The organism is Rhizobium sp. CB3171, from assembly GCF_029714265.1.
Classification (GTDB): domain Bacteria; phylum Pseudomonadota; class Alphaproteobacteria; order Rhizobiales; family Rhizobiaceae; genus Rhizobium.
Genome location: NZ_CP121652.1, coordinates 1,059,223 through 1,077,306, shown reverse-complemented (window position 1 = coordinate 1,077,306; position 18,084 = coordinate 1,059,223). Strand labels below are relative to the sequence as shown.

20 protein-coding genes, 4 tRNA genes and 1 pseudogene are annotated in these 18,084 nt (G+C 58.2%); 5 read left to right on the top strand and 20 right to left on the bottom strand.

All coding sequences use genetic code 11. The features are described 5' to 3' along the window. Positions 1–57: 57 nt before the first annotated feature. The 14 genes from rplL to QA648_RS05275 all read right to left on the bottom strand — a co-directional run bounded on the left by rplL (position 58) and on the right by QA648_RS05275 (position 9,371). Positions 58–441, bottom strand: a complete 384-nt coding sequence (gene rplL, locus QA648_RS05340; RefSeq protein WP_104822779.1) for a 50S ribosomal protein L7/L12 — start codon at positions 439–441, stop codon at positions 58–60. A 58-nt stretch (positions 442–499) separates the two neighbouring features. Next, complete coding sequence (gene rplJ / locus QA648_RS05335; protein ID WP_104822778.1) at positions 500–1,018, bottom strand: 50S ribosomal protein L10; 519 nt, start codon at positions 1,016–1,018, stop codon at positions 500–502. A 332-nt stretch (positions 1,019–1,350) separates the two neighbouring features. Further along, complete coding sequence (gene rplA / locus QA648_RS05330) at positions 1,351–2,049, bottom strand: 50S ribosomal protein L1 (RefSeq protein WP_104822777.1); 699 nt, start codon at positions 2,047–2,049, stop codon at positions 1,351–1,353. A gap of 4 nt (positions 2,050–2,053) precedes the next feature. Further along, a complete protein-coding gene (rplK, locus tag QA648_RS05325) occupies positions 2,054–2,485 on the bottom strand; it encodes a 50S ribosomal protein L11 (RefSeq protein WP_104822776.1) in 432 nt (143 codons plus the stop codon). 178 nt (positions 2,486–2,663) lie between these two features. After that, positions 2,664–3,194, bottom strand: a complete 531-nt coding sequence (nusG, locus tag QA648_RS05320; RefSeq protein WP_028755226.1) for a transcription termination/antitermination protein NusG — start codon at positions 3,192–3,194, stop codon at positions 2,664–2,666. Positions 3,195–3,212: 18 nt separating this feature from the next. Continuing rightward, positions 3,213–3,413, bottom strand: coding sequence for a preprotein translocase subunit SecE (secE, locus tag QA648_RS05315; protein WP_028755225.1), 201 nt, complete (start codon positions 3,411–3,413; stop codon positions 3,213–3,215). A gap of 197 nt (positions 3,414–3,610) precedes the next feature. Then, positions 3,611–3,686 (bottom strand) — tRNA-Trp (locus QA648_RS05310). A 214-nt stretch (positions 3,687–3,900) separates the two neighbouring features. Continuing rightward, the gene (locus QA648_RS05305) at positions 3,901–4,758 is read right to left on the bottom strand and encodes a 3-deoxy-manno-octulosonate cytidylyltransferase (RefSeq protein ID WP_283051225.1); all 858 of its coding nucleotides are present in this window, start codon (positions 4,756–4,758) and stop codon (positions 3,901–3,903) included. 44 nt (positions 4,759–4,802) lie between these two features. Further along, positions 4,803–5,489 (bottom strand): glycosyltransferase, encoded by a 687-nt coding sequence (locus tag QA648_RS05300; RefSeq protein WP_283050071.1) that lies wholly within the window; start codon positions 5,487–5,489, stop codon positions 4,803–4,805. A gap of 335 nt (positions 5,490–5,824) precedes the next feature. Continuing rightward, the gene (locus tag QA648_RS05295; RefSeq protein WP_104822774.1) at positions 5,825–6,718 is read right to left on the bottom strand and encodes an NAD(P)-dependent oxidoreductase; all 894 of its coding nucleotides are present in this window, start codon (positions 6,716–6,718) and stop codon (positions 5,825–5,827) included. A 266-nt stretch (positions 6,719–6,984) separates the two neighbouring features. After that, positions 6,985–7,494: a hypothetical protein gene (locus tag QA648_RS05290; protein WP_283050070.1), complete on the bottom strand. Its 510-nt coding sequence runs from the start codon at positions 7,492–7,494 to the stop codon at positions 6,985–6,987. Positions 7,495–7,572: 78 nt separating this feature from the next. Then, positions 7,573–8,748: an elongation factor Tu gene (tuf, locus tag QA648_RS05285; protein WP_104822771.1), complete on the bottom strand. Its 1,176-nt coding sequence runs from the start codon at positions 8,746–8,748 to the stop codon at positions 7,573–7,575. 440 nt (positions 8,749–9,188) lie between these two features. Continuing rightward, positions 9,189–9,262 (bottom strand) — tRNA-Gly (locus QA648_RS05280). A gap of 24 nt (positions 9,263–9,286) precedes the next feature. Continuing rightward, positions 9,287–9,371 (bottom strand) — tRNA-Tyr (locus tag QA648_RS05275). A gap of 198 nt (positions 9,372–9,569) precedes the next feature. On the opposite strand from QA648_RS05275, the gene rlmB reads away from it, so the two are divergent. The 3 genes from rlmB (at position 9,570) to QA648_RS05260 (ending at position 12,125) form a co-directional block, all read left to right on the top strand. Then, a complete protein-coding gene (rlmB, locus tag QA648_RS05270) occupies positions 9,570–10,478 on the top strand; it encodes a 23S rRNA (guanosine(2251)-2'-O)-methyltransferase RlmB (protein ID WP_104822770.1) in 909 nt (302 codons plus the stop codon). A gap of 39 nt (positions 10,479–10,517) precedes the next feature. Then, complete coding sequence (locus QA648_RS05265; protein ID WP_283050069.1) at positions 10,518–11,216, top strand: AprI/Inh family metalloprotease inhibitor; 699 nt, start codon at positions 10,518–10,520, stop codon at positions 11,214–11,216. A gap of 114 nt (positions 11,217–11,330) precedes the next feature. Beyond that, complete coding sequence (locus QA648_RS05260; protein WP_283050067.1) at positions 11,331–12,125, top strand: class I SAM-dependent methyltransferase; 795 nt, start codon at positions 11,331–11,333, stop codon at positions 12,123–12,125. Between the two features lie 73 nt (positions 12,126–12,198). On the opposite strand, the gene QA648_RS05255 is transcribed toward QA648_RS05260, so the two are convergent. The 5 genes and pseudogenes from QA648_RS05255 to QA648_RS05235 all read right to left on the bottom strand — a co-directional run bounded on the left by QA648_RS05255 (position 12,199) and on the right by QA648_RS05235 (position 15,850). Then, positions 12,199–12,483: a hypothetical protein gene (locus tag QA648_RS05255; RefSeq protein WP_104822767.1), complete on the bottom strand. Its 285-nt coding sequence runs from the start codon at positions 12,481–12,483 to the stop codon at positions 12,199–12,201. An 87-nt stretch (positions 12,484–12,570) separates the two neighbouring features. Further along, positions 12,571–12,840, bottom strand: coding sequence for a hypothetical protein (locus tag QA648_RS05250; RefSeq protein ID WP_104822766.1), 270 nt, complete (start codon positions 12,838–12,840; stop codon positions 12,571–12,573). A gap of 192 nt (positions 12,841–13,032) precedes the next feature. Then, positions 13,033–14,150 (bottom strand): annotated as a pseudogene (locus QA648_RS05245) (MFS transporter). Positions 14,151–14,307: 157 nt separating this feature from the next. After that, on the bottom strand, positions 14,308–14,826 hold the full coding sequence (locus QA648_RS05240; RefSeq protein WP_283050064.1) for a cyclophilin-like fold protein: 519 nt from the start codon (positions 14,824–14,826) through the stop codon (positions 14,308–14,310). A gap of 7 nt (positions 14,827–14,833) precedes the next feature. Continuing rightward, a complete protein-coding gene (locus QA648_RS05235; RefSeq protein ID WP_283051224.1) occupies positions 14,834–15,850 on the bottom strand; it encodes a zinc-dependent alcohol dehydrogenase family protein in 1,017 nt (338 codons plus the stop codon). A gap of 165 nt (positions 15,851–16,015) precedes the next feature. Between QA648_RS05235 and QA648_RS05230 the strand changes: the two genes are divergently transcribed. After that, positions 16,016–16,912, top strand: a complete 897-nt coding sequence (locus QA648_RS05230; protein ID WP_104822762.1) for a LysR family transcriptional regulator — start codon at positions 16,016–16,018, stop codon at positions 16,910–16,912. A 91-nt stretch (positions 16,913–17,003) separates the two neighbouring features. Here QA648_RS05230 and QA648_RS05225 read toward each other — a convergent pair. Then, positions 17,004–17,079: transfer RNA gene (locus QA648_RS05225), tRNA-Thr, on the bottom strand. Positions 17,080–17,245: 166 nt separating this feature from the next. Here QA648_RS05225 and QA648_RS05220 point away from each other — a divergent pair. After that, positions 17,246–18,019 carry an NAD kinase gene (locus QA648_RS05220; protein WP_104822743.1) on the top strand — a complete coding sequence of 258 codons (774 nt, stop codon included), beginning with the start codon at positions 17,246–17,248 and terminating at the stop codon, positions 18,017–18,019. Positions 18,020–18,084: the final 65 nt, after the last annotated feature.

Genomic DNA, 18,084 nt, shown 5'->3' with positions numbered 1-18,084 from the left:
TCAGAAAAACGGCAAATGGGAGGCGGCAAAATGCCACCTCCCAAAGCAGTTTCAAGCTTACTTGACGTCGGCCTTTGCGCCAGCGTCTTCGAGCTTCTTCTTGATGTCAGCGGCTTCAGCCTTGGAAACGCCTTCCTTGACAGCCTTCGGAGCAGCCTCGACGAGGTCCTTGGCTTCCTTGAGGCCGAGACCGGTGATGGCGCGGACTTCCTTGATGACGTTGATCTTGTTCGCGCCGGCATCCGCGAGGATGACGTCGAACTCGGTCTTTTCTTCTTCAACAGCAGCAGCAGCGCCGCCAGCACCACCGGCAACGGCAGCAACAGCTACCGGAGCAGCGGCGGAAACGCCCCACTTTTCTTCGAGAAGCTTGGACAGTTCTGCAGCTTCGAGAACGGTCAGCGAGGAGAGGTCTTCAACGATCTTTGCGAGATCAGCCATTTTTGTAGTTCCTTTTGTTCGGTTCGAACTGGTTGATTATGAACAGCGAAAAACCGCCTTACGCGGCTTCGTCCTTCTTGGCGTAGGCCGAGAACACGCGAGCAAGCTGGCTTGCCGGTGCTGCAACCACACCTGCGATGCGGGTAGCCGGCGTCTGGATCATGCCCAGCAGCTTCGCACGCAGCTCGTCCAGCGAAGGCAGGGTCGCGAGCGACTTAACACCTTCGGGGTTGAGCGTGGTTGTTCCCATGGCGCCGCCCAGAACAACGATCTTATCGTTGGTCTTGGCGAAATCCACGACGACCTTCGGAGCGGTAATCGGATCAGTGCTGTATGCGATCAGCGTCTGACCGGTGAAGAGATTGGAAATCCCTTCCGCATCCGTGCCCTGAAGAGCAATCTTGGCCAGGCGGTTCTTCGCGACTTTGACGGTGCCGCCAGCAGCGCGCATCTTGGAACGAAAATCGTTCATCTGTGCGACTGTGGCACCAGCATAGTGGGCCACGACAACCGAGCCCGAAGCCTTGAAGACTTCGTTCAGTTCCGTGACGAATTCGCGTTTTTCCGCTCTTTCCACTGCTTTTCTCCAGTTGACAGGACCGCGATAAACGGACCTGCCGGGTTGCCTTTTGCCTCCTGGGATCAGCTAAGAGATCCCAAGCGACGCTTGAGGATCCTGTCCCCTCGCGCTCGAGCCCTAAGGCTCCAAGGCACAAGGCATCCAAGGCTCGAACCGAGTTTATCGAAGCAGAACTTCTTCAAAATTCGGGTCTTACCCGTCTCATGCAGGCAAAGTGATTAAGGTCTCAACCACCTGCAATCTCGGACAGGAATTCCGGATTTCTCCGGTATCCTGGCCCCGAAGGGCCAGGAATTCTTAAATGCCGGGCAGCAGGCCCGACAGAACCATTAGGCGCTCGGCGCCGTAACCGTCGACGGCTCGATCTTGACGCCCGGGCCCATGGTCGAAGAGATGGCTACGCGCTTGACGTAGTTGCCCTTTGCACCGGCCGGCTTCGCCTTGATGACGGCGTCAGCGAAGGCGCGGATGTTTTCTTCCAGAGCCTTGGCATCGAAGGAGGCCTTGCCGATACCGGCATGGACGATACCAGCCTTCTCGACCCGGAACTCAACTGCGCCGCCCTTGGAGGCTTCGACAGCACCCTTGACGTCCATGGTGACGGTGCCGACCTTCGGGTTCGGCATCATGCCGCGCGGGCCGAGAACCTTACCGAGACGGCCGACGAGCGGCATCATGTCCGGGGTAGCGATGCAACGATCGAAGTCGATCTTGCCGCCCTGAACGATTTCAACCAGGTCTTCCGCGCCAACGACGTCAGCACCGGCAGCCTTGGCTTCGTCAGCCTTGGCGCCACGAGCGAAAACGGCAACGCGAACCGTACGGCCGGTGCCGTTCGGCAGGTTGACGACGCCGCGGACCATCTGGTCAGCGTGACGCGGGTCAACGCCGAGGTTCATGGCGATTTCGACGGTTTCGTCGAACTTGGCGACGGCCCGTTCCTTGACCATGCCGATAGCCTGGGTCAGAGCATAGAGCTTGGTGGGATCAACGCCTTCGCGGATCTTCTGAATACGCTTTGCAACCATGGTCTTAACCTACCACTTCCAGGCCCATGGCGCGGGCGGAGCCCTCGATCATGGCCATTGCGCCTTCGATATCGGCGGCGTTCAGATCCTTCATCTTGGCTTCGGCAATCGACTTGACCTGAGCCTTGGTGAGCGTGCCAGCCTTGGCACCCTTGCCCGGGGTCTTCGAGCCGGACTGGATCTTCGCTTCCTTCTTGAGGAAGTAGCTGACCGGCGGCTGCTTCATTGCGAAGGTGAAGGACTTGTCCTGGTAGTAGGTGATGACGACCGGGATCGGCATGCCCTTTTCCATTTCCTGCGTGGCGGCATTGAACGCCTTGCAGAATTCCATGATGTTAATGCCACGCTGACCAAGCGCAGGACCGATCGGCGGCGACGGATTCGCCGAGCCGGCCTTAACCTGCAGCTTGAGCTGGCCTGCAACTTTCTTAGCCATTTCTCTCTGCCTTTCTACACGACCGGTTGCCCGGTCTACTATGCCGGATCGCTCCGGCGGCTGCGGTTGCGTGGTGCGGATCAAAAGGTCCGGCTAAGACCCCTGCCCTTCCACGCGGATTGCGGCACTGCCGCGAGATGCAAGCAAACACTTGCTTGCATCCAAACTCAAACGAAGATCAGACCTTCTCGACCTGACTGTATTCCAGCTCGACCGGCGTAGCGCGGCCGAAGATCGACACTTCCACCTTCAGGCGCGAACGCTCCTCGTCCACATCCTGAACCGTGCCGTTGAACGATGCGAACGGGCCGTCGGAAACGCGGACCTGCTCACCAATCTCGAAGGATACAGAAGCCTTCGGCCGCTCGACGCCTTCCTGGACCTGACCGAGAATGCGCTCGGCTTCATAATCCGGAATCGGAACGGGCTTATTGTCGGAGCCGAGAAAGCCAGTGACCTTCGGCGTATTCTTGATCAGGTGATAGGCTTCATCCGTCAGATTGGCGCGCACCAGCACGTAACCCGGGAAGAACTTGCGCTCGCTGTCAACCTTACGGCCGCGGCGCACTTCAACCACCTTCTCGGTCGGCACAAGGATCTTCTCGAACAGATGATCGAGACCCTTCTGCTTGGCCTTCTCCTCGATGGATTCAGCCACCTTCTTTTCGAAATTAGAATAAGCGTGGACGATGTACCAACGTGCCGCCATGTTCATCTCCACCCGATATCAATTGCCGGTATTCAGCACGTAGCCGAGAATCCAGCCGATGAGCTGGTCAGCAGCAAAGAAAAACAACGAGGCGAAAATGACCATAACAAGCACCATCACCGTCGAGATCATCGTCTCGCGGCGGGACGGCCAAGTGATTTTCGACGTCTCGGAGCGGACCTGCTGCAGAAACGCAAGTGGATTCGTTTTGGATGCCATTGACTGCCCACGCAATTACGGCGCGTAAAGCTGAACATATCAGCCCCACGCACCGCGTGTCTGTTGAACCCTACATAAACATCGATTCCCAATTTAACAAGAGGGAATTCGGTGCCTTCGAAAATTTGCCTGCCATTCCGGCATAATCCCTAACCCAAGAAGCAGCGAAACCGACGCGCCAGTTAAATCAAGGAAAATGGCAGGGGCAGCAGGGCTCGAACCTACGACCTGCGGTTTTGGAGACCGCCGCTCTACCAACTGAGCTATACCCCTTTATGCTTCGATCATCCGCGCCGTGCGGTTGCCCGCCAGCGCCTTCCGAAAACATGGCGCTCCTTTAAGACGGGACGAAACGATTGGCAAGTGCGTTTTTTGTTTTTTCCCAAGAGAGTCCGCAGCTTCGAGCGCCCCGGGCAATTGACGAGACCGCCGACCACAGGGATTGCGGGCTTCGCAGCGCCTCCCGAATGCATCACGCCGGCGCTTCTCAGCCTTCCTTCGGCTCCCCCGGCGTTCCCTTGGGCTTCCGTTTGAGGAATTTCGGTTTGAGACGACGCAGGAAATTGTCTGTCGAGCGAATCACATTGGTCAAGGAGATCAGCTTGTCCACTTCGGCGTCGGCATTGCCGAGCCGCTCGGACAATACCTCTGCCGCAGCCAGCGCGATTTCGGCCGGGGGAACCTCAGAGAAGCGCTCGGCGAGCCTGATGTAAGGATTCAACGACACGCCGCCATGGATGGTGATCTTCCCCAAGCGGGCGAAGAGGCGCAGGAAAGTCTGCTCGAAGGTCCAGTCGTGAACCGACACCACCCTCCATTTTTCGCTGCGCTTGGCAGAGAAGCCGGCAAGCACGATGGCGCCCGGTAATTTCAGATCGCTCAGCCAAAGCGCCATGGCAAAGCCGCTGGTCGGCGTCTTGGCCTCCGTGTAGAAATCGCCGCAGAAGCCGACGAGATCGAGATGGCCGGTCGGCGCGCCCTGGAAATCGGCGGCCGGATTCAGTTTTTCCTCAGATCCAAGGCGGATGTTCATGATCCCGAGGAAATGGTCCTTCGGAAAGAACTTGACGACGTCGCCCACCTCGCCCCGATAGACGATGTTGGCGCCGCGCGGCTGTCCGCGCGAAATCAGTAGCGAATGGCCCTGGAACGGGCGATCCAGGACCTTGTAGACCTTATTGAAGAAGATGAAGAGCGCGGTAGACGGAAACTGCGCCTGCAGGCTGGCGATATCGACCGCATCGCTGTTTGCGACAAGAACGATATGGGAGAAGACCGCCAGTATGGACCGCCATTCTTCGGCCGTCGTCAAACCTGCGGCGGCCCCTGCAGCCGGAAAGCCAATCTTGCCGGTTCCTGTTTCGGAAGCCACGCTCTGATCCAGCCCGGTCACTTCTGCTGGACGTGCAACATGCGATCACGCATAGCGAACCATTCCTCGGCGTAGTCGTCGTTGCGATATTCATCGAAATACGGGCCGCCATCGGTGAAATGCACGAGTTGCGCATCCGGGCGGTAGTCATATTCGTTGACGAGGTAATTCCAGGTCACCGGGATCTCACCGATCTGATCGTCGCCCTCCAACCACTTGAACTGGTGAAGCTGCAGGCCCGTGGCGGTGTTGACGTAATCCTTCGTCAATGCCCGGCATTTGGCATTGTTGAAGAGGATCATGCTCGACCAATTCTTCTTTTCATATTTGGTCTGGGTCTGGCCGAGGAACTTCGTCTCGATCTTCGGCTGGTAGTCGTGCTTGACGCACATTGCGGCATAACGGTCGTCGCGCAGTTTCCAGAGCTCGGCAATATCGGCGCGGGCGAGCATGTCGCAATCCATGAAGATGCTCCAGCCCTCGTAATCGCTGAGGTAGGGAACCAGAAAGCGGGAGAAGGAAAATTCGGTCGATTGCAGCGGATTGCGCTCGCGCGTGAAAACGCCGTCGAGATTGCTGAGAACGATCGGCGAAAACACCACCGGGATCGAAGAGCGCTCGATTATGCTTTGTGCGAGAACGTGATAGGCGACGACTTCCTTGGAATCGAAGCCGACAAAAATACGTGCAACACCGTCGTTCATAGTCCCTCCGAAGCGGCTGACCCTCAAGAGATCAGCCGGTTGAATAGCTTTCTATTGCAACGCAAATTACGCTGCCGAACATCCCGCCGGCTCGTAGGCGATATGATGCTCATTCCAAAATGAATCCCGACTGTATCGTGGAAAGCGACTGCAATTTCCATGATACGCCTCGCGAAACGCAAGCCTACTTACTTCAACCCTGATATTTGTCGAGTGTTTGCGGAAGCATTTTTGGTTTTCTTCCGTAACAAATGGAGAGGCATCCCTGCTCTTGGCAGGGTTTCGGCCGGGCGTCGCGACGGCGCCCAGCTTTCAGTTCTTTTGGCAGCGCAGCCTCAAACCTTCACATAACGGCGCCAGTTATGCTCTTCCTTGAAGCCCAGGACTTCGCGAATCTTCCGGTTGGAGAGCAGGCCTTCATACTCGCCGATCTCGCGGGTGAAGGGCACGTTCGGGTAGTATTTGGCGGCAAGTTCCCGGGACGGCGTGTTGGCCGATACCGTGTCGTTGGCCGCGTTGAAGACCTGAAAACCGAGACCGCCTTTTTCGATGCAGAGATGGACGATCTGGCCGAGATCGCGGGCATCGATATAGCTCCAGGCTATGCGCTTACGGATGTCGGTGTCAGCGAAATATTCCGGGAAGCGCTCATATTCGTAAGGCTCGATGACGTTGCCGATGCGCAGCGCATAGACGTCGATGCCGAAACGCTCGGCGAAGGCGCGCGCCGTCTTCTCGTTCAGGACCTTGGAGAGGCCGTAGGAATCCATGGGATTGACATCGTAATCTTCCTCCAGCGGAAACTGATGAAAATCGCGATGGCCCTCGGCGAAGCAGACGCCATAGGTCGTTTCGCTGGAGGCGACGATGATCTTCTTGACGCCGAGCTTTGCCGCCGCTTCGATGACATTGTAGGTGCTCATCGTATTGATGCGGAAGGTCTCGTTATCAGGCTTGATCAGGATGCGCGGAATGGCAGCGAAATGCACGACGGCGTCGTAAGGCTGCACGCCCTTCCCTTGATCGAGATCCGGGAAATCCCGATGCATGGTCAGCACGTTGTAGACTTGTCCCGCATCAGTGACATCGGCCACCAAATTGGTGACGCCGGGGCTGTCCAGCGGCACCAGATCGACATTGTGGACCTCATAGCCGGCATTGATCAGCCAGGGAACGGTATGACGCCCGGCCTTGCCGCTGCCACCCGTGAACAATATGCGCTTTTTCATGCAATCTCCTCCTGGTAAAATCGAGCGATAGATAGACCCTTTCCTCAGTTCCGCAAGGCGGTCGACAGGGACGGATTGCCTCAGTCGGCCGATAAGCCATGTCCTATGGCTGGCTTTCCAGCCACGATTTTGTGATCTGGCGCTCGCCTGTCATTACCGCGTGAACCGCTTGATTATAGAGATGCGCTCTCCCCACGGCGCTAATCGAACTGAGAAAGCGCAAAGACGTCACCGACCGGAGACTCGGACGATTGTGTGTTTGGCTGCTATTTGCGCAAACGCTCCAATACATGCGCAACGCATTGGCCGAGCGAAAGCTGGCTGGTATCGAAGATCTCGCAACCGTGCTGAACGGCCTCCCCGCGCAGATAGGCCGCCCAATCCATCATATTTTGATCCGCGAGCTCCGGCTGGCGTCTTCCGACCGTCAAGCGCCGCGCCCTCGTTGTGTCGTTGCAATCGACCAACAGCAGCCTGTAGCTATCGACATTTGCCGCCGCGGCCGCTTCAGCGATGAAGGAAATCCGCATCTGCCCTTCGAACAGGACCGGCTTTCCATTGTGCGCAACTTTTGCAAGACGCGCCATCCATTCGATGGTCTTGTCCCGCTGCCAGGCCTCCGGCGAACCGTGATCCCTGATCATCGCATCCATCGTCGGCACGCCGATGCTATCGAACCTATAGATCGCGAATTCGTCCGGATATCTCTCGGCGATGGCGTCGGCGATTGCCGTTTTTCCAGAGCCGGATGCGCCTGTCAGAATGATCAGATCCACTCAGTCTCCTCCGTGCCGAAATGCGAAAGGCCCCGCTGTTTCCAGCGGGGCCTTCGTAACCAACGAATAATCCGGGGATTACTCGACGATGGAGGCGACGATGCCGGCGCCGACGGTACGGCCGCCTTCGCGGATAGCGAAGCGCAGCTTTTCTTCCATCGCGATCGGGACGATCAGCTCAACGGCAACCGTGACGTTGTCGCCTGGCATAACCATTTCCGTGCCTTCCGGAAGCGTCACGATGCCCGTTACGTCCGTCGTGCGGAAGTAGAACTGCGGACGGTAGTTCGTGAAGAACGGCGTATGACGGCCACCCTCTTCCTTCGTCAGGATGTAGGCTTCGGCCATGAACTTCTTGTGCGGCTTCACAGAACCTGGCTTGCACAGGATCTGACCACGCTCGACGCCGTCACGGTTCACACCGCGGACCAGCGCGCCGATGTTGTCGCCGGCCTGGCCCTGGTCGAGCAGCTTGCGGAACATTTCAACGCCGGTAACCGTCGTCTTCGACGTCGGACGAATGCCGACGATTTCGACTTCTTCACCAACCTTGACGATACCACGCTCGACGCGGCCCGTCACAACCGTACCACGGCCGGAGATCGAGAACACGTCTTCGATCGGCATCAGGAACGGCTGGTCGATCGGACGCTCTGGCGTCGGGATGTAGGCGTCAACCTGGGCCATCAGCTCGCGGATCGCGTTTTCGCCGATTTCCTTGTTGCTGTCTTCCAGAGCAGCAAGCGCCGAACCCTTGACAACCGGAATGTCGTCGCCCGGGAAGTCGTAGGACGACAGCAGTTCGCGAACTTCAAGCTCAACAAGCTCCAGAAGCTCGGCGTCGTCAACCTGGTCGACCTTGTTCAGGAACACTACGATCGCCGGAACGCCAACCTGGCGGGCGAGCAGGATGTGCTCGCGCGTCTGCGGCATCGGGCCGTCGGCAGCCGAGCAAACCAGGATCGCGCCGTCCATCTGCGCAGCACCCGTGATCATGTTCTTCACATAGTCAGCGTGGCCGGGGCAGTCGACGTGCGCATAGTGACGAGCAGCCGTCTCATATTCAACGTGTGCCGTCGAGATCGTGATACCACGCGCCTTTTCTTCCGGTGCCGCGTCGATCTGGTCATACGCCTTGAACTCACCGAAGAACTTCGTGATCGCTGCCGTCAGAGACGTCTTGCCGTGGTCAACGTGGCCGATCGTGCCGATGTTAACGTGCGGCTTATTGCGCTCAAACTTACTCTTTGCCATTTGAATGCTTCCTGTGAACGTAAATGGTGGCCCCGGCGAACCGGTTTAGTGCCGCCGTTTAAGGCTTTCGTCGCATTTGCGCAAGACTTAATTGCAGGCCCTATTCTTGGCGAAGTGTAGCCGATGACGGACAATGCGCGCCGTCGGCTTTGATTCGCCCAGCAGGTTTCGCCGGCCGATCCGGAAAGATGTAAAAGCATTTGCCGGTTCAGACGCTTAGATAGGCACGCTGAGGAAATAATCCAGGTGTCCGAAGCCGCTTCTCGGAATTGACTAGGTCTGCAGAGACCGATCTTGCAGAGGTTCGCGAACAGATATGTATCGCCCGCCAAAATATAAGCCATTCCTCACGCGGAGGATGTGAATCGAATATGGGGGAGAGGAAACGGCAGCAGGTCTACGCAAGACCTGCCTGACGAAAATTAAGTGCCTGAAAATCTTGGAGCGGGTAGCGGGAATCGAACCCGCGTATTCAGCTTGGAAGGCTGCTGCTCTACCATTGAGCTATACCCGCGGGTGGCCAAGATCCTGTGCGGAATGGTGGAGGGAGTTGGATTTGAACCAACGTAGGCTGAGCCAACGGATTTACAGTCCGTCCCCTTTAACCACTCGGGCATCCCTCCAGTTTTCCGACTGGATCTTGCGACCAAGCTTGCTAGACCGGACGTCGCCGCCGCGATCTGCGCCGCGTATATGACCGGACCGTTTCCTTCTGTCAACATGAGGTCCGGGCAAAAATGACGAAAAAATTTCAACTTGCTGCAAAAGCCCACTGACGAAAGAGGACTATGCGCTCAAGGGCGCTCTCGCTATAAAGCCGCATGAGCAAAGACAGAACATCCGGCCGTTCCGGCCCTGACAACACCGTCGGCGACAAGTCGGCCAAAGACACGCATTACGCCACCTTGCGGCGCGCGCATCGCGACGCCAAGCGCGAGCGCGGCGAAATCCCGACGCCGCCGCCACAGAAGCGCAAGCGGGCCGGCGCGGACGATTGGAAGCCGCCGGCACTCGCTCCCGACCAGGTCTATCTATATGGCTTGCATACGGTGCGCGCAGCCCTTGCCAATCCCGAGCGGAAGAACATCAAGCTGTCGGCGACGCAGAATGCGTTGGTGCGGCTGGAAATCGGACCGGCGGCCGAACTCGGCATTCCCGTCGAGATGGTCTCGCCGCAGGATATTGACAAAGTGCTGGGTCCGGAAGCGATCCATCAGGGCGTCATGCTGGAGACGCGTCCCCTGCCCGTGCGCCGGCTGGAGGCCCTGAAGGACAGCCCGCTGCTGCTGGTTCTCGATCAGGTGACCGATCCGCACAATGTCGGCGCGATCATGCGCTCAGCCGTCGCCTTCGACGCCGGCGCCGTCATCACCACACAGCGTCATAGCCCGACCGAATCGGGCGTGCTCGCCAAATCCGCCTCCGGTGCACTGGAGCTGATACCCTATATACAGATCACCAATCTCGCCGACGCGCTCGGCGAGCTGCACCGCCTCGGCTTCGTCACCATCGGTCTTGATTCCGAAGGGCCGGCGCCGCTCGAAGGCACGTTTTCGGGCGAGAAGGTCGCCCTCGTCCTTGGCTCCGAGGGCAAGGGGCTGCGCCAGAAGACACGGGAAACGGTGAACGCGCTGGCGCGGCTCGACATGCCGGGCGCGATCAAATCACTCAACGTCTCGAACGCCGCCGCGATCGCTCTCTATGCAGCGCGGTCTTATCTGAAAATCTAGCGGCACGGGGGTGCCGCAGCAGATTTGGGGGGAACTGCCTTGATCCGCACTTTTTGTCTCGCGGCGGCTTCTGCCGCCTTCATTCTCGCCGCCGGGCAACCGGCTGGTGCCGCCGACGAGGAACTCATCAAGTCGCAGGCGGGCACATGGCTGCTGGCGCCGGAAGGTGGTGCCAAGGGCTGCCGCCTCACCTTTCAAACCAGTCCGGTGACCGGCGGCTACGCGGTTAGTGGCGCGGATGCCTGCGCGACCGCCTTGCCCGCCTACGCCAAGGCGGCCGCCTGGAATTTCAGCGAGGACGGCTCGCTCGCCCTTATGGACGCGATGCAGAAGGTGGTGGCCCGTTTCCAGGAAGAAGAGGGGTCGCCCTGGGAAAGCGAAGAAGGCGATCCGACGTGGCTGCTGCCGGCGCTCGGAGACGTCGATCATGTTCCAACCGTCGCAAGCCTCGCCGGCACCTGGCAAGTCGAGCAGCCCAACGGCAAACTCATCTGCAACATCACGCTGTCCAGCGATACCGACGAGGATGGCACGCCGAAAATGTCACCGGGCAGCGACTGCCCGGCCGACGTTGCTGACCTCAAGCTTTCCCTCTGGGTCGTTGAGGGCTTTGGCCTGGTGATGATGGGCACTGACGGCTCTTCGCTCTCCTTCGATATGCGGCCGGACGGCAGCTTTCAGAAATCCGAGGAGGAAGAGGGACAGCCGATGGTGCTTGTCCGCAAACAGGGCGGCTAAAGGGGCCGATATCCCGCCTATGGCTTGACGTCCGAGAAATGTGACTATGTTAGCTTGGGCCGGTCCGAACCCGGCCCTTATTGTCACATATTGGGAAATATAGGTACAGGGCGCATGATCTTATCGAATATCCGCAAATTCATCTTCCACGAATTGCGAAGTGTAGAAGGATATATCGACCCGCCGGATGCCCTTGTTTACCTTTCTATTCTGGAACGCCAGAGGGGACATGGATTGGGCGGCGGAATTGCTGAAATCGGGGTCTATTTCGGTCGTTCTTATTTTCTCCTGAAAAAGATCACATCGCCGGAAGATCGTGTGCTTGGCATCGATCTCTTCGACATCGGAGAGATGTCGAATGGCGTTTCCGAGCAATACCGAACATTTATCGAGAATGGCGAGCGGCTCGGCCTGCCTGTCGACGAGGACCTGCTGTTCGTCGGCGATAGCGCGGAGCTGTCGCCGAAAGACGTAGCGAGCAAGGTCGGCAAGGTGCGCTTCTTCAGCATCGATGGCGGACACACCTTGTCGAACCTGAAAGCCGACATCCACCTGGCGAAGGAGACGATCGCCGACCATGGCGTCATCGTCTTCGACGACACGTTCAATCCTGCTTGGCCGGAAGTCACCGTCGGCGTCGCGGATTTCCTCCGCGACAATGATGAGATCTTCTCGGCTTTCTGCATGACGAAATACAAGACCTATGTCTGCCGGCGTGAATTCCACGATTTCTACCGTGCGGCTATTCTGCGCGCGCGCCATCTCAGAGCCTTCGAACTGGCGGAAACGCATTTTCTTGGGTCCGACGCCGTCCGCCTGCACAATCCATTCGGCCGGCGCATACTCTACGAACTCATGACCCGCTCCGGCATGAGCGCCATTTCGGAGCGCGCATACCGCTGCCACTAGAGTAATTCGAGGAAAAGTGCGCAGCGGTCTTCCGTCCGGAATTGCGGCAAAAACAAAGGGACAGAAAAACGGATCAGCGAACTGCAATCGGCTGCGGACGCCAGGCCGATTGCAGCGTGGGCGACCGCTCCGTGATCGGGCATCCATCCTGCAGCTTCAGCCATGAGGTGACATTCAGGTTCATCTCGCATTGCGCGAGATAGCTCTTGCCGTTCACGGTCATGCAGGCGACTTCGCCGATCGCATGCTGCTTTCCGTCTACGTTTTTGCAGTAGCAATCCTGTCCGGCCAACGCCGGCGCATCTGCCATCACAGCAAACGGCAATCCCAGGACAATAAGCTTCAAAACCTCGCGCATGGACGTTCCCTCGCCCGCCGTGGATGGGAAAGTGTATGCCTATTTCAGACGTTGTAAATGCGCGAGGCCGAAGCGCGCCGGCGCAGCCTAGTGAATCGCAGGATCCGATTCGTCGAAGAAAGTCCTGATACCATCGCGCGCGATCGTCGCCAGGAACTCATCGAAGGCCTCGCGGTCAGTCGCGAAGGGCTCTTCCCATTCGATAAGATCCTCCTCCGGCGTGATGACCTCCATCCGCCAGTCTTGCTGGGTGCCTGCCGGGCGAAAGATATCGACGAGCACGGTCACGCCATCCTCGGTAAATTCACCGGATAGTTCGGAGTGTTCGAGTTTGGGCTTCTTGGGCTTAACGGTCATATCTTCCCACATGCAGCAATGACGAGAATCGTAACTTAGTGATCGTTACGACCATTTCAAAGTGCAGCGGCGTTACAATTGAATGAAGCAGCCGCCGATTTCCTGCATCGAGGGCTGCAGGGAAAACAACTCGGTTAAGCCGCTGAATGAGCGTGTCTATTGCCGAAGCAGGTCGAACGTCACTGCATGGCGTCACCTCGGCCGCAAGCGTGTCACGCCGACCGCGACCACGCTCGAAACCATAAAGAGGATAGCGCTGTACGCGAACGGGCTCCACCAGCCGGCACTGTCGAAGAGCATGCCGCCTGTGAAGGCACCAAATGTTATGGCGAACTGGATGAGCGCAACCTGAAGCCCGCCTCCCGCTTCAAGCTCTGACGGTATGATGCGCGTCAACCAGGTACCCCAAGCCACTGGAATAGGAGTGGCAAACAGGCCGAAAAGAGCAAGGAGCGCCGCTATTGTCAGGGCAGATGGGCCAAGCGGTATCAACAACACCGCGATGAGCATCAGCACGGCGGGGAAACCCACCAGAACCGTGCTCAGATGCGAGCGCAGCAGGAAGCCGATCAACGAGGTTCCCAGAAGGCCTGCCAGGCCGATCCCAAGGAGAACGAGCGAAAGGCCGTTGACGTCAAGGCCGGTCACATCCCCAAGGAACGGCCGCAAATAGGTGGACAGTGCAAACTGTCCCATGAAGAAGAAGGTCATGGCCGCCATACCAATGGCGAAGGTACGATTGCGCAGCAGCCCGAATGTACTGCGAACCGAACCGGCACCATAATAAAGAATGCGCCTCGCCAGCCGATCAACCCGCCGAGGAAACTCCCCAATGGTTGAGCGACAACACTTGCAAGGGCGCTTCCTCCTTGCAGCATGGCAAGAGCCTTGGGTAGGTCCGGGCCGGATACAATACGCGCCATGATAGCCGTGGACAGCGACCAGAAGCCGCCAATCGACACGCCGATCAGCGCGCGGCCGACCATGAACACGAGGTAGTTGGGCGCGAATGTGATTGCCAGACCGGAAAGCACGAGAACGCCTGTGTAGGAAAGCACCACTGCGCGTCGGTCAAGGCGTGCCAGTAACGCATTGCTGAATAGGCTGGTGACGACGGCAAAGAAACCCGAAACGGAAATCGCTTGACCGGCCTGTCCCACCGTGATGCTCAGCTCGTCGGCGATTGGTGTCAGCAGGCTGACAGGCAGGAACTCCGAGGCAACGAGCGTGAATGTCATCAGCGTCATGCAGATGACAATACCCCACGGACTTGCCGTGCTTTCGATCTGGTTGTCGTAGGTGGTTTCCATATTGTTTTTCCGTCAATGGCTTGGAGCGGATCATTCAGGACTTGTTGCAGTGTCTGAGCCTGCTGAGGGAACGACAGGGATCGTGCCGGCGCGCCGGCCTCACCCAGCTTGAGTCTCATGCGATCAGGTTTTCGAAGATGCGCGCGGGCCGCGCCGCCTAGTTCTCGTTCTTGCCCGTCAGTCCGTTGCTGACCTCGATGGTTACCGGTGCACCGTCCGGGATCGCGCGAACTTCGTCCACGCTCGCGTGAATGCGTCCCAGCGGGACTTTTCCTGGCCAGTAGCCGATGTAACCATAATAAAGCGCAATCCATTGACCGGGCTCGTAATAGCCCACTTCCGGGATCTCAGGCTCGTCGCCACGAGGCGCCCCCTTCATTGAAAGCCCGTCTTTCAGCCGGATGACCTTCTCGTCATAGCCAGGATAATTGCCGGCTTTTAAGGTGAGCGGCAGTTTGGTGATCAGGTCTTTGGCCGTCTCGTTGTCGTAGAGATCGACAGCAAACGTCTTTTCACCGATGCGTATCGCGATTGTCTTGTCGCTCGGCTTTCTCAAATTGCTGTGCATGGCGCTGTCTTCTGTCGTGTAACTCGATTTGGCTTGAATGATGCCCGCTAGTCCCAGGCATCCCAATGCAAGCACAGCCGCCAACGTCGTAGATCGCTTCAGGGTCATGACGTCCTCACATCCGAAGGAGCGTCTTGATGGCACTGCGTTCGTCCATGGCCTTGTAGCCTTGCGCAACATCGGTAAGCGGCACTTCGAGATCGAAGACTTTGCCGGGGTTGATCTGCCGGGTCATGATGAGATCAATGAGGTGCGGCAGGAAGCGACGCACCGGTGCCGGACCGCCCAGCAGGTTCTTCTGTTGAAAAAACAGCATCTGCCCGTCCAGCTCAACGCCATGCGGCACGCCGACATAGCCGATCGAGCCGCCTGGACGGGCGCAGTTGATCGCCTGCAGCATCGATTCCTGGGTGCCGACGCACTCAAGGACGGAATCGGCGCCAACGCCTCCGGTCAATTCCTTCACTCTTGCAACGCCCGCGTCGCCCCGCTCTGTGATGATGTCGGTGGCGCCATATTCGAGGGCGAGTTCCTGGCGCTGCTTATGGCGGCTCATGGCAATGATGCGCCCGGCGCCAAGCTGTTTTGCCGACAGCACGCCCATGAGGCCGACGGCGCCGTCGCCCACCACAACCGCCGTGCAGCCCGGCGTCACGCGCGCGGCATCAGCGGCATACCAGCCCGTGCCGAGCACGTCGGATGCGGCGAGCAGGCTCGGGATCAGGTCTTCGGACGGCATGGTGTCGGTCGCAACCAACGTACCGTCAGCCAGTGCGATACGCGCGTATGGCGCCTGCGCGCCGGACATGAATTCGCGGTGTTCGCAGGAGGACTGGAAACCGTACCGGCAGTGCGGGCAGGTATTGTCCGAGAGGCAGAACGAGCCGACGACGAACTGGCCGGGCCGGATAGTCTTCACGTCGCTTCCAACCTCGACCACGACGCCGCAGTATTCATGGCCCATATGCTGCGGCGCGGTCACGGCCTGAATTCCGCGATACGGCCAGAGATCGGAGCCGCAGACGCAGGACGCCGAAAGCTTGATGATGGCGTCGGTGGGCCTCAGGATTTTGGGTTCTGCGACTTCCTCGCAGCGGATGTCGCCGGGGGCGTGAAGGACTGTTCCGAGCATGGATTTCTCCGGTTCTTTGGCCATCGGGGCGAAGTGCCCTTGTTCAAACTTGATGGGAGAAACAGATAGCACCGATCGATAGCCTGCATTAGCCGCGCCAATTTGCATGGACTTATCGAAATTCGCTTGTAATAGATATCGATCGGATCAGGCGGAGGACCTGTTGTGGCGCGGGAAAACTTCAACGAATTACTCTTATTCCTCGCGGTTGCCGAAGAACGCAGCTTCACCAAAGCCGCGGCAAAGTTGGGAATTGCCCAATCCACCCTCAGCTATGCCGTCAAGCAACTCGAAGCACGAATGGGGCTTCGGCTTCTGACCCGCACGACGCGAAGTGTGGGAACGACGGAGGCCGGCGAACGTCTCCGGCAATCCCTGGCGCCGCGCATTTCTGAAATAGAAGCCGACATAGAGGCGTTGATGGCCTATCGGGACAAGCCGGCCGGTACCGTCAGAATCACATTGTCCCATCACGCCATGGAAAGCGTCGTTTGGCCCAAACTATCCCCCATGCTCGCGGACTATCCGGACATCAAGCTGGAACTCAGCGTCGATAGCAGCTTCCGCAACATCGTTGAGGATGGCTTCGACGCTGGTGTGAGACTCGGCGAAAGTCTTGAGAAAGACATGGTGGCGGTGCGGATCGGACCGGATTGGAGATTGGTGGCTGTTGGGTCTCCCGGTTATTTCATGACGCGAGCCGTGCCAAGGACGCCGCAGGAACTCATGCGCCATAATTGCATCAACAGGCGTATTGACAGGATCGGAGCGCTCTATGCCTGGGAGTTCGAGAAGGATGGCGAGGAGGTTCGCGTCAGGGTCGAAGGGCAGCTTACTTTCAACACGGATGCCGAGATGGTCGATGCCGCTCTTCGAGGCTATGGCATAGCCTACGTACCGGAAAGCTTCGTCGAGCAGCATCTGGCAGAAGGGCGGCTGCAGCTCGTGCTCGACGACTGGTCACCGAAATTTGCCGGATATTACCTCTACTATCCCAGCAGGCGCCAGAATTTGCCGGCATTTTCTGTGATCGTGGACGCGCTTCGGCAAAGGAGCTGGTAGCCTGTGAGGCATTTTCCAGAAAGTCTCGAGCCGCAAAATAGGTCGCAAATTTCAGAAGATTGGGGAAAGCATAGTGATCTCTGGATCATGATGGTGCCCCCGGCAGGGTTCGAACCCGCGACCCCCTGATTACAAATCAGGTGCTCTACCAACTGAGCTACAAGGGCACATCGGCATGCCAAGTAGCAGATTTTGATTTCCTGTAAAGGGAAAATCGGCAGTTTGGCTTTGATGGAGCGGATCGAAGCGCCTGCCTATTCACCAGTCTTTGCAAAACGTCTTGTCGCGTAAGGGGAATATCATTACCTAGTACGATTATTCAAAGGACATTGCATGTCACGCGCTTTTCAGTCTGTTTGTTTTCTCGCATCAACCGCGCCGGAAGCCCAAAGCGCGCGGGAGGAGTTGATTCGCCTTTACGGCCAGACGCCGCAGGAAGATGCGGATATCGTCGTTGCGCTCGGCGGCGATGGCTTCATGCTGCAGACGCTGCACAATACGATGAATTCCGGCAAGCGCGTCTATGGCATGAATCGCGGCTCCATCGGCTTCCTGATGAACGATTATCGTACCGAATGCCTAGCCGAACGCATCGAAGCGGCTGTCGAAAATGCCTTTCATCCGCTGCAGATGAGCACGCGCAACGCAGACGGCAGCACATCCGTCGCGCTTGCCATCAACGAGGTGTCATTGTTTCGCCAGTCCTATCAGGCGGCCAAGCTGAAGGTCGAGATCGACGGCCATGTCCGTCTGCCGGAACTGATCTGCGACGGGCTGATGGTGACGACGCCGGCCGGTTCCACCGCCTATAATCTCTCCGCTCACGGCCCCATCCTGCCGCTCGAGGCACCGCTGCTCGCCATCACCCCAGTCAGCGCTTTCCGCCCTCGCCGCTGGCGCGGCGCCCTCCTGCCCAACAAGGTGACGATCGACATCACCGTGCTGGAGGCAGAAAAACGCCCGGTCAATGCGGTTGCCGACAACACCGAAGTCAAATCGGTCGTGGGCGTCAAGATCGCCCAGACCGAAGACACGACGGCGCGTATTCTTTCTGATCCAGACAGGTCGTGGTCGGAGCGGATATTGGCGGAGCAGTTTTCGGATTAAGAATTACTTGCGCATCGTAAGAGCGGCATTCCAGCCAACAAAAAAGCCCCGTCTCCGGGGCTTTT

Bases quoted from the DNA above. Each gene is read 5' to 3' on its own strand.
- QA648_RS05235 (WP_283051224.1), bottom strand. From the start codon at position 15,850: ATGCTCGGAACAGTCCTTCACGCCCCCGGCGACATCCGCTGCGAGGAA.
- nusG (WP_028755226.1), bottom strand. From the start codon at position 3,194: ATGGCGGCACGTTGGTACATCGTCCACGCTTATTCTAATTTCGAAAAG.
- QA648_RS05240 (WP_283050064.1), bottom strand. From the start codon at position 14,826: ATGACCCTGAAGCGATCTACGACGTTGGCGGCTGTGCTTGCATTGGGA.
- rplK (WP_104822776.1), bottom strand. From the start codon at position 2,485: ATGGCTAAGAAAGTTGCAGGCCAGCTCAAGCTGCAGGTTAAGGCCGGC.
- tuf (WP_104822771.1), bottom strand. From the start codon at position 8,748: ATGGCAAAGAGTAAGTTTGAGCGCAATAAGCCGCACGTTAACATCGGC.
- QA648_RS05300 (WP_283050071.1), bottom strand. From the start codon at position 5,489: ATGAACGACGGTGTTGCACGTATTTTTGTCGGCTTCGATTCCAAGGAA.
- rlmB (WP_104822770.1), top strand. From the start codon at position 9,570: ATGAGCAAAGACAGAACATCCGGCCGTTCCGGCCCTGACAACACCGTC.
- QA648_RS05295 (WP_104822774.1), bottom strand. From the start codon at position 6,718: ATGAAAAAGCGCATATTGTTCACGGGTGGCAGCGGCAAGGCCGGGCGT.
- rplL (WP_104822779.1), bottom strand. From the start codon at position 441: ATGGCTGATCTCGCAAAGATCGTTGAAGACCTCTCCTCGCTGACCGTT.
- QA648_RS05220 (WP_104822743.1), top strand. From the start codon at position 17,246: ATGTCACGCGCTTTTCAGTCTGTTTGTTTTCTCGCATCAACCGCGCCG.
- rplA (WP_104822777.1), bottom strand. From the start codon at position 2,049: ATGGTTGCAAAGCGTATTCAGAAGATCCGCGAAGGCGTTGATCCCACC.
- QA648_RS05255 (WP_104822767.1), bottom strand. From the start codon at position 12,483: ATGCGCGAGGTTTTGAAGCTTATTGTCCTGGGATTGCCGTTTGCTGTG.
- secE (WP_028755225.1), bottom strand. From the start codon at position 3,413: ATGGCATCCAAAACGAATCCACTTGCGTTTCTGCAGCAGGTCCGCTCC.
- QA648_RS05250 (WP_104822766.1), bottom strand. From the start codon at position 12,840: ATGACCGTTAAGCCCAAGAAGCCCAAACTCGAACACTCCGAACTATCC.
- QA648_RS05260 (WP_283050067.1), top strand. From the start codon at position 11,331: ATGATCTTATCGAATATCCGCAAATTCATCTTCCACGAATTGCGAAGT.